The sequence below is a fragment of the Aestuariivirga sp. genome, from assembly GCF_047600585.1.
Taxonomy (GTDB): Bacteria; Pseudomonadota; Alphaproteobacteria; order Rhizobiales; family Aestuariivirgaceae; genus Aestuariivirga.
In genome coordinates this window covers 1,100,187-1,114,959 of the sequence record NZ_JASGKP010000001.1, presented here as the reverse complement: position 1 = coordinate 1,114,959, position 14,773 = coordinate 1,100,187, and the positions used below count along the sequence as shown (strand labels likewise).

Below are 14,773 nucleotides of genomic sequence, written 5' to 3'. Positions count from 1 at the left end.
AATTCGTCAAGGCGTTGCGGCATAATGCAGTGTCACATGAACGGCATTTAACTCACATTGCGAAAAACTCCGGCGTAGCTTTTGCGTACCGGGCAATCACGCCCGGCCAACATTCGGACAATCCGGAGTTACGCACATGAAAACACGTGTTTTCATCGCGGGAGCGTTTGCTCTCGCAGCACTTGCCACGGCGGCCAACGCCCTGACGGTGCAGAACGAAGATGCCTCTGCCTACAAGGTCTCAGTGAAGCTGAAGGCCGGCAAGACCGAGGAAGTGGATGTGAAGTCCAAGGCCTCCGCCGACATCAAGTGCGACAAGGGCTGCACCCTGACCCTTGGCGGCAAGAGCCTCGACGTCGATGCCAAGACCGCGAAGGTGATGATCAAGGACGGCCATCTGGTCGCCGGCTGATCGCCTGACACCCCCGGCTTCCTAACTCTCTTACGTCTCAACCTCCCATCCTTCACTCAAGGAGACCTCCCATGAATCTCGTTCGTATCGCTTCTGCTGCCCTCGCCCTTGCCCTCGTGACGGGCGCTGCCGGCGCCACCTCCGTCACCAACACGGACAAGACCGTGCGCCGCCTGACCTTCGCGCCCATGCACGGCAAGGTGAAGCACTACTCGCTGGCTTCCGGTCACAGCGTCAACATCAACTGCGCCAAGGGCGGCACCCTGTCGCTCGGCAAGACCAGCAGCCAGTGCGATGCCAAGACCATGAAGATCACCATCAAGGACGGCAAGTTCCAGGTGTGATGACAAAACCGGACTGTGCACCGGGGTCTGCAGGTTTCCCCTCTCCATTTTCCCCCTGCAGACACCGGCCGCACGGTCTGGGACGGCGGCGGGGCCGGCTCCTTGCTCCCAGCAGAACCGGATCCGCACGGGCGGCTCCCTTGCATTCCTCGGTGCAAGGGGGCCGCTGGTACGTTCTGACGCCTTGAACGTCCTGCGGAATTGCGCAACTCTCGGTATCGGAAAATCCGGGAGAGATCACATGGCCAAATCCGCAAAGAAGTCCGCGAAGAAGAAAACCGCAAAGGCAACCAAGGCAAAGACGAAGGCGAAGCCCGCCGCAAAGGCCGCAAAGCGCGCCGCGCCAAAGAAGGCTTCAAAGAAGGCGTCCAAGCCTGCCGCGAAGAAGCCCGTGATCGCCAAGGCCCCCGCCGGCACGCGCAAGATCCAGATGGGCGAGGAGCGCATCCCCAAGGCCTGGTACAACATCATGGCCGACCTGCCGGTGCCGCTGCCGCCGCCGCTTCATCCGGGCACGCTGCAGCCCGTGGGGCCGGATGATCTGGCACCCCTCTTCCCCATGGCACTGATCATGCAGGAAGTGGCGCAGGACCGGTACATCGACATTCCGAAGCCGGTGAACGACATCTACCGCATGTGGCGGCCGACACCGCTTTATCGCGCCTATGGCCTCGAGAAGGCGCTGGGGACGACGGCGAAGATCTACTACAAGTATGAGGGCGTTTCGCCCGCGGGCTCGCACAAGCCCAACACCGCCGTGCCGCAGGCCTTCTACAACAAGCAGGAAGGGATCACGAAGCTCGTCACCGAAACGGGTGCGGGCCAGTGGGGCTCGTCGCTGGCCATGGCGGGCGCCATGTTCGGGATCGACGTGAAGGTGTTCCAGGTGGGCGTGTCGTTCCGCCAGAAGCCCTATCGCAAGGCGATCATGGAGCTCTATGGCGCGCAGTGCGTCTCCTCCCCATCCACTGAAACCAATGCCGGCCGCAGCATCCTGGCGAAGGATCCGCATTCCAACGGCTCGCTCGGCATCGCCATCTCGGAAGCCGTCGAAGTGGCCGCCACCAACCCCGACACCAAGTATGCGCTGGGCTCGGTGCTCAACCACGTGCTGATGCACCAGACGGTGATCGGCATCGAGGCGATCGAGCAGATGGCCATGGCGGGCGCCTATCCGGACGTGATCGTGGGCTGCACCGGAGGCGGCTCCAACTTCGCAGGCCTTACCTTCCCCTTCATCGGCGCGCAGCTGCGCGGCGGCAAGAAGGTGAAGGTCATCGCCGCCGAACCCGCTGCCTGCCCGTCACTCACCCGCGGCAAGTATGCCTATGACTTCGGCGACACCTCGCACATGACTCCGCTCGTCAAGATGCACACGCTGGGTTCGGCCTTCATGCCGCCTGGCTTCCACGCCGGCGGCCTGCGCTATCACGGCATGGCGCCGCTCGTGTCGCACCTCAAGGAACTGGGGCTGATCGAGGCGGAAGCCTATGGCCAGGTGGCCTGCTTCGAGGCGGGCGTGCTGTTTGCGAAGGCGGAAGGGATCGTGCCCGCACCCGAAGCAAACCACGCGGTGAAGGGCGCCATCGAGGCGGCGCTGAAGGCGAAGCGCGACGGCACCTCGCCCACCATCCTGTTCGGTCTCTGCGGCCATGGCCACTTCGACATGCAGGCCTACATGGATTACGCGGCAGGAAAGCTCGAGGACAAATCCTACGACGAGCAGGCGCTGCAGGCCTCCCTCGCGGACCTGCCGAAGATCGCTGCGGAGTGAGCCTACTCCCGGCGAAAAAAGAAGCTGGGCCCCCGCCTTCGCGGGGGTGACGGCTCAAATGAAACCCGTCATTCCGGACCCGCGCCTTGATCGAGCGCCAGCGAGATGTCGCGCGCGAGCCGGAATCCAGCTTTGGCTGATGTCAGTGATGGAAGAAGAAGCTGGGCCCCCGCCTTCGCGGGGGTGACGGCTCAAACCAATCTCGTCATTCCATGCGAGCAACGCCTGCGTTGCGAGACATGGAACCCCGCTTCTTCATTCGCACGACAAAGCGGGGTTCCATCTCGCGCGGCACGGGGTGCCGCTTGGATGGAATGACGGCATAGAGAGCCGGGCTTGCGCCCTACTTCACCTTGAGCGCGATGAAGCGGGTTTCGCCCGCCTTGCCCGCCTTGGAGATGAGCAGCAGCACCGACGACTTGCCGGCCTTCTGCGCGCCCGTCATGGCATCGGACACATCCGACGCCGCGGTGACGGGCTTGCCGCCCGCTTCCATGATGACATCGCCTGCCTCGATCTGCTTGTCAGCAGCGGCACCATCAGCCGCCACTTCCGTGACGATGGCGCCCGAGACCTTGTCGTCGATCTTGAACTTGCTGCGAAGGTCGTCGGTCATGGTGCTGACCGTCATGCCGAGGAGCGTGGCCGTGGTGGGTGGCGGCGTGGTGGCGCCGTTGTCATCGCTGCCAGACTTCTGGGCTTCCTGCTTCTCGACATCCTCGAGGCGGCCGATCGCCACCTGCAGTTCCACGTCCTTGCCCTTGCGGATGACCTTGACCTTCACCTTCTTGCCGATCTCGGTTTCGGCGACGGTGCGGGTCAGTTCCTTCATCTCGCGGATGGGCTTGCCGTCGAACTCGACGATCACGTCACCGGCCTCGACGCCGGCGGCCTTGCCGGGCGAACCATCGACCACATCGGCAACAAGCGCGCCGTGTGGCTTGCCGAGCCCCATGCTCTCGGCGATGTCGTCGGTGACGGTCTGCACCTTCACGCCGAACCAGCCGCGCCGCGTCTCGCCATACTTCCACAGCTGATCGACGACGCCGCGGGCGGTGTTGGCGGGCACCGAGAACCCGATACCGACCGAGCCGCCGGTGGGCGAGAAGATGGCGGTGTTGATGCCGACCACCTGCCCCGACATGTTGAAGAGCGGGCCTCCGGAGTTGCCCTTGTTGATGGCCGCATCGGTCTGGATGAAGTCGTCATAGGGACCGGCGTTGATGTCGCGGTTGCGGGCCGAGACGATGCCGAGCGACACCGAGCCACCGAGCCCGAAGGGATTGCCGATCGCCATCACCCATTCGCCGATGCGCAGGTGGTCGCTGTCACCGAAGCTCACGGTGGGCAGAGGCTGGCTCGGCTTCACGGTGAGCACGGCGAGATCGGTCTTGGGATCGCGGCCCTTCAGTTCGGCCTTGAGGGTCGTGCCATCCTGCAGGCGGATCTGGATCGACTGTGCGCCTTCCACCACGTGGTTGTTGGTGACCACGATGCCCGAGGCATCAATGATGAAACCCGAACCCATGGAGTTCACGGTGCGCTCGCCCTGGTCCTCGCCCTGGCGCTTCTTGAAGAAGTCGTCGAAGAAATCCTTGAAGGGCGAGTCATCGGGAAGCTGCGGCATGTCTACAGTTGCGCCGCCCGAGACCTTGCTCTCGACTGAAATCTCGACCACCGCCGGAAGCAGCTTGTCCGCCAGATCGGCGACGTTGGGCAGCGTCGTCAGCTGCTGGGCCTGGGCCACGCCCATGGTGCCCGGAAGCGCCGTGCCGAGGGCCGCCAGCGCCGGAAGGGCTGCTGCCGCCAGAAGCCGAGCTGCAAATACATGCCGTGTCATCATTCTCTCCATGAGCCCCGTCTTCCCCGTCGTTCGTTTTTCGCGCCCCGCCGGACGCCGGATCATCCCTGCAGGAAGACCCGCGCAAACCATACCACAAGAACGCCAGCGCCGATTGCCGCCAGTCCGATCACCCGGATCTGCTCGTCGCCGAGGCTGCGCAGCATGCTGGCCATGTTGCGCAAATGCCCCGGAACAAAGGCATAAAGAAGGCCCTCGATGACCAGCACAAGGCCGATCGCCATCACGATGTTGTCAAGCACGGCACTATCCCCCGGGAGAAAATTCCGGCCGGCGCCTTATTGCTTGGGCGCCGGAACCTGCTCCTGATCCTTCGACTCGCCGCCAAAATAGCGGAAGAATTCCGAGTCGGGATTGAGGACCAGCGTGGTGTCCTTGTTGGCCAGCGCCTTGGAATAGGCCTGCAGCGACCGGTAGAAGGCGAAGAAGTCCGGATCCTGCTGGAAGGCTTCCGCGAAGATGCGGTTGCGCTCGGCGTCACCCTCGCCGCGGATCACTTCCGCACGGCGGCGGGCATCGGCCGTCTTCTCGATGAAGAGACGGTCGGTCTCGGCGTTCATGCGGGTCTTGTAGGCTTCACCGGTGGAGCGGGTCTGGGCGGCAAGGGCATTGCGCTCCGAGCGCATGCGCTCGTGGGTCGACTGCAGCACGGCGCCGTCAAGATCGGTGCGGCGGATGCGGACGTCGACGATGTCGATGCCGAGGTCGGCTGCTTCCTTCTCCACCTTCTCCTTGATCTCCTTCATCATGGTGAGGCGGTCGGAGGACAGCACTTCATCGAAGGAGCGGAGACCGTAGGTCTGGCGGAGCGCCGCATCGAGGAGCGCGCCCACGCGGGTCTCGGCCTGGTCAAGGTCGGCACCCAGGGTTTCACGGAAGCGGCGGGCGTCGCTGATGCGGGCCAGCGTGATCGCATCCACGATGTAGACCTGGCTCGCCTTGTCCTGCACCGGACGGTCGTTGCTTTCCCAGAGGATGATGCGGTCTTCGACCGGCGTCACCGTTTCGAGGAAAGGCAGCTTGAAATAAAGACCAGGGGCATCGACGATGCGGCTGATTTCACCGACGCGCTGCACGATCATCTTCTGGCGTTCATCCACCACGAAGTAGCTCATGTAGGCGATGAAAAGGACGGCGGCGATGATGACGCCGGCAATGTTGCGGATGGTGCTCATGTCCCTGCTCCCTCAATTCGCCTTCGGCTGGATCTGCGGCAGCGGCAGATAGGGCACCACGCCGGTGCCGTTCTTGCCCTGCTCGATCACGACCTTGTTGGACTGCGAGAGAACGTTCTCCATGGTTTCAAGGAAGAGGCGGCGGCGGGTCACGTCCTTCGCCTGCTTGTACTGTTCATAGACGGCGAGGAAGCGGGCGGTTTCACCCTTGGCCTCGGCAATTGCCGCGGCCTTGTCGCCGGTGGCGTTTTCGATCAGACGGCCCACTTCACCTTCAGCCTGCTGGTTCTTCTGGTTGCGGTATTGCTGCGCCTCGTTTTCCAACTGGCGGCGATTCTGTTCGGCGCGCACCACGTCGGCGAAGGCATCGGCCACTTCGGCGGGCGGCTGCGTTTCACCGAGGTTGAGGGCGGTGATGGTGACACCCGCCTGGTATTCGTCAAGCAGGCCCTGGGTGATGGTCGAGACCTGGGCTGCGATTTCGCTCTTCTTGGTGGTGAGCACCGCCTGGGCGCTGTTCTGGGCCACCACCTCACGCATGGCGCTCTGGGCCAGCGCGCGGATCGTCGCTTCCTGGTTGGCGATGTTGAAGAGGAAGTCCTTCGGGTTGGAGATGCGCCACTGCAGCGTGAAGGGCACGCTGATGATGTTCTTGTCACCGGTCAGCATCTGGCTGTCGCGCTGTTCGGTGCCGATGTTGATCTGGCGCACTGTGCCGACGCGCGGCTTCTCGATGTGTTCGATCGGCCAAAGGGCGAATTCGAGGCCCGGGTCCACGGTGCGGGCGTAGCTGCCGAGGCGGAGCACGACGCCGCGCTCATCCGGCTGGATCTGGTAGATGGAATTGTAGATGACGACGGCAATGACGAGGATCACCGGGATCAGCCAGGAGAAGCGTCCGCCGCCCGGGATGGCATTGCGGAACTGGTCCTTGCTGCGCTGGATGATGTCTTCGAGTTCGGGCGGAAGATTGCCGGGGCCGTTGTTCCGGCCTCCCCAATTGTTTCGGTTGCGGGGATTGTCGCGGTTGCCGCCGTTCGGTCCCTGTCCCCAGGGCCCCTGGCCACCGCCACCTTCATCCTTGTTCCACGGCATTCTTCACCCTCTCGATGGAATAGTGGCAAGGCATATAGGCATGGGACCTTGGATTGTCCATGTCGGGCTCCGGCCAACAAAAGTTACAGTTTTGCAATTCTGAACACGCTCAGGACTACGATTCAGACCCCTGCCCGGTTGCCTATGACCGGCGGTCGAGCACCCTCAGCACGAAGTCGGCGCTGTCGCCGGGGGCCGCCTTCACCTCCTCGCGCGACACCTCCCGCCATTCACTGGCGGGGAGTGCAGGAAAATGGGTATCGCCCGCCACATCCATGGCGACCTCGGTGAGGTAGATGCGGTCCGCCATGGGCAGGGTCTGACGATAAATCTCGCCGCCGCCGATGACGCAGATTTCGGCGGGGTTTTCCATGGCGGCAAGGGCAATCGCCGCCTCCACATCGGCCACGACAGATGCGCCCTCTGCAGCAAAGCCCGACTGGCGCGTGACCACGATGTTGGTCCGGCCCGGCAGCGGCTTTCGCGGCAGGCTGTCCCAGGTCTTGCGGCCCATGATGACGGGTTTCCCCAGGGTGATTGCCTTGAAGCGCTCGAGGTCCGAGGAGATGTGCCACGGCAAGCCGCCATCGCGACCGATGACACCGTTCCGCGAGACGGCGAGAACGAGGGAGAGGATGCTCATGCCGCCAGCGCCTTCAGCGCCTCGCCGTGCAAACGGCAGAAGCTGTGGCCGGGCACGATCTCGGCGCCGATCTTTTCATAGAGACTGCGGGCCTTGTCGTTCCAGTCCATGACCAGCCAGGCGATGCCGGCGACGTTGCCCGCCACCGCCACCTTCGCGACTTCCCGCAGGAGCGCCTTGCCGATCCCCTGCTTGCGGAAGGCGGGCAACACCGACAGGTCTTCGAGATACATGGTCTCCCTGCCGCGGAAGGACGAGAAGCTGCGCTGCCAGATGGCGGTGCCGGCGAGTTCGCCGTTCCACGTAGCGACGAGCGCGCCGATCAGCGGCGCAGGCGAAAAGAGCGCCACCTCGAAATCCTCAGGGGTTGCCACGAAGGCATCGAGATGATCATGGCTCTCGGCCAGCGAGCGCGTGGTCTGCCAGAGGGCCTGGCCATCACCGGGGCGGGCACGGCGGATATCGATCACGGCTGCCCCGCAAGGCCGAGGGTGACGAGCGAGAAGACGAAGTTCCACGCGCCGTGGCAGGCCATGGTCACCCACAGGCTACCGAAGCGGAGCAGCAGCGCACCGAGCACGAGGCCCATCATGAAGATGAGGGCGATGGAGAAATAGGGTTCGGTCACATGCATCAGCGACCAGCCAGCACTGGTCAGCACCACCGTGCCCCAGCGCCCGATACGCGTTTGAGCGAGCGCCGAGAACAGCGGTCCACGGAAGAGGAATTCTTCAACGAGCGGCGCACCGAGCGCCACCGAGGGAATGGCGATCCAATAGAGCAGCGGCTCGTTGGCGAGATCATACATCGCCTCCTTCACGAGGCCTGCCGAGCCCGTCTCCGGCGACTCGCCGTTGGCGCCCGGCGTGTACTGCGCCATGTCGATCTGGAAGACCACGACAATGAGGATGATCACGAGATACATGATCACCAGGAAGCCGACGATCAGCGCGATCCAGCCGAGAAGGCCGAGGCGCGGCCAGCGCAGCGCCGTGGCGCTCCAGGCGTCACCGCCTATCAGCGATGCGAGGCCATAGCAGGCAAGCGCACACAGCACCGCCACCGGCAGCATTCCGAGGATGGTGCCCTTGACGATGGCATGCGCGTTGCTGAGGCCGCCTTCCATGAAGGGCGCGATTGCGAAGGCCGACACGCCCTGCAGGAGAATGTTGAGGAGGAGGAGCAGACCGAAAGCGAGCGCCACGAACCAGAAGGGCTGGGCGTTGTGCGCGTCATAGAGCCAGCCATGTCTCGCGCGTTTGAAGTCTTCTCCGAACAGCGCCATCGCTACACCGCCACCGGTGCTGATATGGCCGCATGGGGATCATAACCCTCGATGCGGAAATCCTCGAAGCGGAAGTCCTCGATCGATTGAACGTCACGGGTGATGACAAGACGCGGCAAGGGCTTCGGCGCCCGCGTCAATTGCAGGTCGGCCTGTTCGAGATGATTGAGGTAGATGTGCGCGTCGCCGAGCGTGTGGACGAAGTCGCCGACCTCGAGCTTGCAGACATGCGCGATCATGTGGGTGAGAAGCGCATAGGAGGCGATGTTGAAGGGCACGCCGAGGAAGATGTCGGCCGAGCGCTGGTAGAGCTGGCAGGAGAGCCGGCCTTCCGCCACATAGAACTGAAACAGCAGGTGACAGGGCGGCAGCGCCATCTTGTCCACATCGGCGGGATTCCACGCCGTGACGATGAGGCGGCGCGAGTCCGGGTTCTTCCTGATGCGGGCGATGACATCGGAGAGCTGGTCGATGGTACCGCCGTCGCGCGCTGGCCAGGAGCGCCACTGCGCGCCATAGACGGGACCAAGGTCGCCATTGGCATCGGCCCACTCGTCCCAGATCGTCACCTTGTTCTCGTGCAGGTACTTGATGTTGGTCTCGCCGCGGATGAACCAGAGCAGCTCGTGGATGATCGAGCGCAGGTGAAGCTTTTTGGTGGTGACGAGCGGGAAGCCGGCGCGCAGGTCGTAGCGCGCCTGGTGCCCGAAGACCGAGAGCGTGCCGGTGCCGGTGCGGTCTTCCTTCCTGACGCCGGTGGTGCGGACCAGGCGCATGAGATCAAGGTACTGCTGCATGGCCCCCTCTTAGTCGAGGCGAGCACGAGTCCGCCAATGGAAACAACAGCGGCGGCGCCCCTGTGGACACCGCCGCTCGAGTTGAAGTTGCAGGGAATCGGGAGCCGGGTCAGGTCAGCTTCGAGAGCGTTCCCGTGTGCTCGGCCACGAGGTAATAGACAGTGACCCGGTGCTTGGTCTTGTCTTCCTTCATCTTTTCGCCCACCGCCTTGACTGCGGCTTCGGCTGTCTTTGCGTCAAGGCCCAGCTTCTTGGCACAGAAGCCGGTCACGACGCGCTTCACCTCGGCCGGATCCGTTACCGAAACCCACTGCGAATCCTTGCCCTTGAGGGCAATGCCGCAGAACCGGACGATCGCATCGACGGCCGCCTTGTTCACCTTGGACGTGTATTTCTGAATGTCTGCGCTGTAGTCAGCCATTGTTTTCCCCAGTCTAGTCAGTCGCACCTTGAAGCAGGTGCAACCCGCCTATAGGCCCCCCTCCTCAGCACCAAAAGACAGCAATACTTCCCGCCCCTTCACGCGCGCGCCTTGAACCGCGGCGCAATCCCTCTATATTGAAGGGGTCCACCGCAAGGCGGACTATGGTGATAAACGACTGACGCAATAAACCCATTGGACCCGGGGGCAGTACCCGGCGCCTCCACCACAGCCGGTTTTCGTGAACCGGCGGCCTCGCGAAGGCTTCCGGGAGAACCGGCTGTGATGGGGGCGAAATAGGATCGACAAGGGCGTAAAGGTTGGTTTTTTGCCCGCGATTGTACCGGCGTTATCGGGCTACTTTATAGTTGCCAATGACAACTATGCTCCGGTTGCCGTCGCTGCGTAACGCAGTGCCGAAGACCGATTCAAAGTCCTCAGGCTTAGCCGCTTGAGGCGGGGTTCGCCGGCACCTGGCAACAGAAGCCGGCACTTCCCTTTCCGCTTCAGATCAGACGATAGGCCATCGCCTTGGTGACGGCTTGCAGCGTCGTTTCCGCCTGCAGGCTCTTGCGCGCCTTGTCCATGACGTTGAACACCGTCTTCGGCTGCAGACCCAGATGATCAGCCGCGCGCTTCGCCGAGAGCCCTGTCGCCAGAAGCTTGATCACCGAAACCTCGCGCTTCGACAGCTTGAAGCGGTTGGCAATCATGCGCGGGCGCATGGCGGCATCGAAGGCGCGCGCCACCGCCAGATGCTCTTCCACACCGGCAAGCCAGGCCTGCTTGAACTCCTCGGGCGTGCTGTTGCGCGCACAGAGGCCAAGGCCCGCAAGGGCCCGTCCCTCGAAGAACGGCAAGCGGATGGTGACGCCCACATTCGAGCGCGGGTCACCGGACTCATAGCGCGCCTTCTGGCTTTCGTCGGCGCCCGACCAGTCGAGCGCCTCATGCCAGAAGAACCACGGCTCGCCCGCCTTGAGGCGAAGGATGCACGGATCGTCATCCAGCAGCCCCTTGCCATTCACGTGGCCGAGAACCTCTTCGGGATGATTGTGCCTGACGACCGAGGCCTGGGTGACGTGACCCAAGTCCAGCCAATAGACGCTCGGCAGGAAGCCGTAGAGCGCACTCGTCACGTTGAGCCGGCCTGCGAACACGGCCAGCATGCGATCCCACAAGATGGGCTCGCTCAGATCCGGGGAGAATGTCCCCTCAAAGTCTTGAACCACGTTTAACCCCCAGTCATTCAAACAGGACGCGCAACTGCCAACCTGGCAGTGTTGAGCCCTGGCCTACCCCACGTGAAGAAATTCTACCCAAGCGTGTCAACTGTCACAACGGCAGTGGCGATATCTGTAACGTTTCAGGTCGCAGATCGCCGGACCGTTCACGACAAAGGCAGTTGCCAAACGGTCAAGACCTGCTGTTATGCACGGCACGTGGAACGGCCATGGCCCCGATGCGTTTGGCCCGCTATTCTCGCGGCTCGATTCGAATTCCTTTCCGAAAGACCGGCGGCGTGCGCGACAATTCAGACGACAAGATGCCCGAAGACCTCATGCGGTATGACCACCTCGCGCAAATGGCGCTGCGCGGTGTCGTGCGCGAGGCGCTGCGCCGTGTCGAGCGCGAAGGCCTGCCGGGCGAGCATCATTTCTACATCGCCTTCAACACCCGCTATCCGGGCGTGCAACTCTCCGACCGTATTCTCGAACGCTATCCGCGCGAGATGACGATTGTCCTTCAGCACCAGTACTGGAACCTGAAGGTCTTCGACACGTGGTTCGAAGTGGAGCTGTCGTTCGACAATATCCCGGAGAAATTGGTCATTCCCTTCAACGCCATAAAAGGGTTTCTGGATCCGGCAGTTCAATTCGGCCTGCAGTTCGAAGTGGTGGCCGTGGAAGAACAGCCGGCTGAAACTCCGGCAACGGGAGAGGCCGGCACAGCCACCGCAGGCGGCGAGGAAAAGCCCGCCGACCAACCCGACGAGTCCGCTGACAAGGCAAAGGTTGTTTCGCTTGATTCATTCCGCAAGAAATAGCGCGGCCAAGGCCGTCCTCATCCTCGCTGCCCTGCTCTGTGGCCTTGCCGCCGTGCAGCCCTTCGCGGCAGCCCAGACCGCTGCCGATCAGAAGGCGCTTGCCACCCTCACCAAGCCTGCCGCAGCCGATCCGGCGACGGGCGCTCTGCCGGCTGACGCCTACAAGATTCCGGCGAAGAAGCTCTTCGGCCGGCAGAAGACACCCGCCAACCTGAAGGCGCGCGCCATCGGCACCTATGCCAAGGGCTGCCTCGCCGGCGCGAAAGCCATTCCGGTTGATGGTGATGCCTGGCAGGTGATGCGCCTCTCGCGCAACCGCAACTGGGGCCATCCCGATCTGATTGCACTGCTCGAGCGCCTTGCCCGCGAAGCCAAGGCTGCGGGCGAATGGAACGGCCTTCTCGTCGGTGACATCGCGCAGCCGCGCGGCGGCCCGATGCTGAACGGTCACGCCAGCCACCAGATCGGCCTCGATGCCGATGTGTGGCTGACACCCATGCCCGACCGCACGCTCACCGCGGCGGAACGCGAGAACATGTCCGCGACGGTGATGACGCTGAACCGCAAGGAGATCAATCCGAAGGTCTGGACCACCAATCACGCCAAGCTGATCATGCGCGCGGCGAAATATGATCAGGTGGCGCGCATCTTCGTGCATCCGCCGATCAAGGCCGAACTCTGCAAGTGGGCAACCGGCGACCGCACATGGCTTGCCAAGGTGCGCCCGCTCTATGGTCACAACTATCACTTCCACATCCGCATGAAGTGCCCGGAAGGCATGACCAGCTGCAAGAACCAGTGGACGCCGCGTCCCAAGGACGGCACCGGCTGCGGCGAGGAACTCGCCTACTGGATGAGCGACGTGCCGTGGAAGCCGAAGAAGCCGGACCCCAAGCCGGTCGATCCGAACAAGCCCAAGCCAAAGCCGCCGGTGGGCTTGACTCTCTCGGGCCTACCTGCTGAATGCCGCGCCGTTATTGCCGCCCAGTAGCACGGCTGCGCTCTGGGACATTGCCCGCTGGGGGTGGGTTTTAGATGAGCCACATCGTGTCCACCGGGGGCGAAGCCAGCCAGAACCGCCTCAAGCTTGCCTTCGCCACGCTCGGCGTCGTCTATGGCGACATCGGCACGAGCCCGCTCTACGCCATGCGCGAAGCGCTGCACCCCGTGGTGCGTGCGGGCGGTGACCTCCGCCTTGCCGTGCTCGGCGTCGTCTCGCTTCTGATCTGGGCCCTGCTCATCGTCGTCACGCTCAAATATGTCGTCATGCTGATGCGCGCCGACAACAAGGGTGAAGGCGGCATTCTCTCGCTCGTCGTGCTGGTGGAATCGCTGCTCAAGAAAAAGGGCGGTCTGGTGTTGGCGCTCGGCATCGTGGGCGCGGCCTTCTTCTTTGGCGATGCGATGATCACGCCCGCCATGTCTGTGCTCTCCGCCGTCGAAGGCTTGGCCGTCATCAACAAGGGTTTCGAGCCCGTGGTGGTGCCGCTGACACTCGCCATTCTCACCACCCTCTTCATCTTCCAGTACAAGGGCACGGCCGGCGTCGCCTCGCTCTTTGCCCCCATCACCATGCTGTGGTTCGTGACGCTTGGCGTGATGGGGTTCATCCACATCTTCGACAACTTCGAAATCTTCCAGGCGCTCAATCCCTGGTACGGATTCCGCATCCTCGTCGACCAGCCGGCCCTGGCGCTGCATGTCTTCGGCGGCGTCTTCCTCGCGGTGACGGGCGGTGAGGCGCTCTATGCCGACATGGGCCACTTCGGCCGCACCTCGATTCGCCTGGCCTGGGCGGGCGTGGTGCTGCCGAGCCTGATCATCAACTATCTGGGCCAGGGCGCTTTCGTGCTGGCGCATCCGCATGCGGTGGAAAACCCGCTCTTCCTCATGGCGCCGGGCTGGGGCCTCGTGCCGCTCGTCATTCTCGCGACCGCCGTGACCGTCATCGCCTCGCAGGCGGTGATCACCGGCGCCTTCTCCATTGCCCAGCAGGCGATGTCGCTCGGTCTCCTGCCGCGCATGAGCATCACCCATACCAATGAAGAGGAACAGGGTCAGATTTATGTGGGCCAGATCAACTGGCTGATCCTCATCGGCGTGATCCTGCTGGTGCTTGTCTTCAAGTCGTCGTCGAACCTCGCCTCGGCCTATGGCGTGGCGGTGAACACCTCCATGATCGTGGACTCGATCCTGGGCCTGATCTTCTTCTGGAAGGCGCGCTCGCTGCCGCGCTGGTTCGCCATCCCTGCCCTGCTCATCATCCTTGCCGTCGAACTCACCTTCGGCACGGCCAACGCCCTCAAGATCCTGCACGGCGGCTATATGCCGGTGCTGATCGGCGCCACCATCATCCTGCTCATGGTCACGTGGCTGCGCGGCCGCGCCCTGCTCGCCAAGAAGCTGGAAAAGGAATCGATCGAGCTGGAAGGCCTGCTGCAGTCGCTGGAGCGCCGCTCGCCCACCCGCGTGGCCGGTGCCGCCGTCTTCATGCAGACCGACATCCGCTATGCGCCCTCGGCGCTGATGCACAACCTGAAGCACAACCGCGTGCTGCACGACAAGCTGGTGTTCATTTCGGTCGAAACAACCGACGAACCGCGCCACGATGGCGAGCGCGTGAGCTGCCGCCAGACGGCACTGGGTGCGTGGATCGTGGAAGCGCGCTTCGGCTACATGGAACAGCCGGACGTGCCTGCCGCGCTGCGCGCCTGCGCCGACCAGGGCCTCGAGGTCGACCCGCGGCTGGCGAGCTATTTCATGGGCCGCCGCACCATTCGCCTCAGCCCGCGCTCGGCCATGCCTTTCTGGCAGCAGCGCATCTTCATCATGCTGGCGAACCAGTCGTCGCGGGCCATCGAGTTCTTCCGCATTCCGCCCGACCGAGTGGTCGAACTCGGCGTGCAGATGAGCGTCTGA

16 protein-coding genes and 1 other RNA gene are annotated in these 14,773 nt (G+C 63.3%); 7 read left to right on the top strand and 10 right to left on the bottom strand.

Translation table 11 applies throughout. The features are described from left to right. Positions 1-136: 136 nt before the first annotated feature. The 3 genes from QM801_RS05290 to QM801_RS05280 all read left to right on the top strand — a co-directional run bounded on the left by QM801_RS05290 (position 137) and on the right by QM801_RS05280 (position 2,530). Positions 137-412: a hypothetical protein gene (locus QM801_RS05290; protein ID WP_415018168.1), complete on the top strand. Its 276-nt coding sequence runs from the start codon at positions 137-139 to the stop codon at positions 410-412. Positions 413-483: 71 nt separating this feature from the next. After that, on the top strand, positions 484-756 hold the full coding sequence (locus QM801_RS05285; protein ID WP_415018167.1) for a hypothetical protein: 273 nt from the start codon (positions 484-486) through the stop codon (positions 754-756). A gap of 430 nt (positions 757-1,186) precedes the next feature. Continuing rightward, positions 1,187-2,530 (top strand): TrpB-like pyridoxal phosphate-dependent enzyme, encoded by a 1,344-nt coding sequence (locus QM801_RS05280; protein ID WP_415020894.1) that lies wholly within the window; start codon positions 1,187-1,189, stop codon positions 2,528-2,530. Between the two features lie 343 nt (positions 2,531-2,873). On the opposite strand, the gene QM801_RS05275 is transcribed toward QM801_RS05280, so the two are convergent. From QM801_RS05275 to QM801_RS05235, 9 genes are all read right to left on the bottom strand, one after another. After that, positions 2,874-4,370: a Do family serine endopeptidase gene (locus QM801_RS05275; RefSeq protein ID WP_415020893.1), complete on the bottom strand. Its 1,497-nt coding sequence runs from the start codon at positions 4,368-4,370 to the stop codon at positions 2,874-2,876. 62 nt (positions 4,371-4,432) lie between these two features. Then, positions 4,433-4,633, bottom strand: coding sequence for a DUF2065 domain-containing protein (locus tag QM801_RS05270; RefSeq protein WP_415018166.1), 201 nt, complete (start codon positions 4,631-4,633; stop codon positions 4,433-4,435). Between the two features lie 36 nt (positions 4,634-4,669). Continuing rightward, positions 4,670-5,566 carry a protease modulator HflC gene (gene hflC, locus QM801_RS05265; protein ID WP_415018165.1) on the bottom strand — a complete coding sequence of 299 codons (897 nt, stop codon included), beginning with the start codon at positions 5,564-5,566 and terminating at the stop codon, positions 4,670-4,672. 12 nt (positions 5,567-5,578) lie between these two features. Further along, positions 5,579-6,661, bottom strand: coding sequence for an FtsH protease activity modulator HflK (hflK, locus tag QM801_RS05260; RefSeq protein ID WP_415018164.1), 1,083 nt, complete (start codon positions 6,659-6,661; stop codon positions 5,579-5,581). 142 nt (positions 6,662-6,803) lie between these two features. After that, a complete protein-coding gene (locus QM801_RS05255) occupies positions 6,804-7,304 on the bottom strand; it encodes a dihydrofolate reductase (RefSeq protein ID WP_415018163.1) in 501 nt (166 codons plus the stop codon). Continuing rightward, a complete protein-coding gene (locus tag QM801_RS05250) occupies positions 7,301-7,774 on the bottom strand; it encodes a GNAT family N-acetyltransferase (protein ID WP_415018162.1) in 474 nt (157 codons plus the stop codon). Before QM801_RS05250 ends, QM801_RS05255 begins: the two co-directional genes overlap by 4 nt. Beyond that, on the bottom strand, positions 7,771-8,589 hold the full coding sequence (locus QM801_RS05245; protein ID WP_415018161.1) for a lysostaphin resistance A-like protein: 819 nt from the start codon (positions 8,587-8,589) through the stop codon (positions 7,771-7,773). The genes QM801_RS05250 and QM801_RS05245 overlap by 4 nt, the downstream gene beginning before the upstream one ends. 2 nt (positions 8,590-8,591) lie before the next feature. Continuing rightward, positions 8,592-9,386 (bottom strand): thymidylate synthase, encoded by a 795-nt coding sequence (locus QM801_RS05240; RefSeq protein WP_415018160.1) that lies wholly within the window; start codon positions 9,384-9,386, stop codon positions 8,592-8,594. 109 nt (positions 9,387-9,495) lie between these two features. Further along, on the bottom strand, positions 9,496-9,807 hold the full coding sequence (locus QM801_RS05235) for a DUF2853 family protein (RefSeq protein WP_415018159.1): 312 nt from the start codon (positions 9,805-9,807) through the stop codon (positions 9,496-9,498). 107 nt (positions 9,808-9,914) lie between these two features. Here QM801_RS05235 and ssrA point away from each other — a divergent pair. Then, positions 9,915-10,301, top strand: a transfer-messenger RNA (tmRNA) gene (ssrA, locus tag QM801_RS05230). Positions 10,302-10,313: 12 nt separating this feature from the next. On the opposite strand, the gene QM801_RS05225 is transcribed toward ssrA, so the two are convergent. Then, entirely contained in the window at positions 10,314-10,976 is a 663-nt protein-coding gene (locus tag QM801_RS05225; protein ID WP_415018158.1) for a helix-turn-helix transcriptional regulator, read from the bottom strand. A gap of 284 nt (positions 10,977-11,260) precedes the next feature. On the opposite strand from QM801_RS05225, the gene QM801_RS05220 reads away from it, so the two are divergent. From QM801_RS05220 to QM801_RS05210, 3 genes are read left to right on the top strand one after another with little or no spacing between them, the layout of a single operon-like run. Then, positions 11,261-11,854, top strand: a complete 594-nt coding sequence (locus QM801_RS05220) for an SspB family protein (RefSeq protein ID WP_415018157.1) — start codon at positions 11,261-11,263, stop codon at positions 11,852-11,854. After that, on the top strand, positions 11,832-12,845 hold the full coding sequence (gene mepA, locus QM801_RS05215; RefSeq protein ID WP_415018156.1) for a penicillin-insensitive murein endopeptidase: 1,014 nt from the start codon (positions 11,832-11,834) through the stop codon (positions 12,843-12,845). The genes QM801_RS05220 and mepA overlap by 23 nt, the downstream gene beginning before the upstream one ends. A 44-nt stretch (positions 12,846-12,889) precedes the next feature. Next, positions 12,890-14,773, top strand: a complete 1,884-nt coding sequence (locus tag QM801_RS05210; RefSeq protein WP_415018155.1) for a potassium transporter Kup — start codon at positions 12,890-12,892, stop codon at positions 14,771-14,773.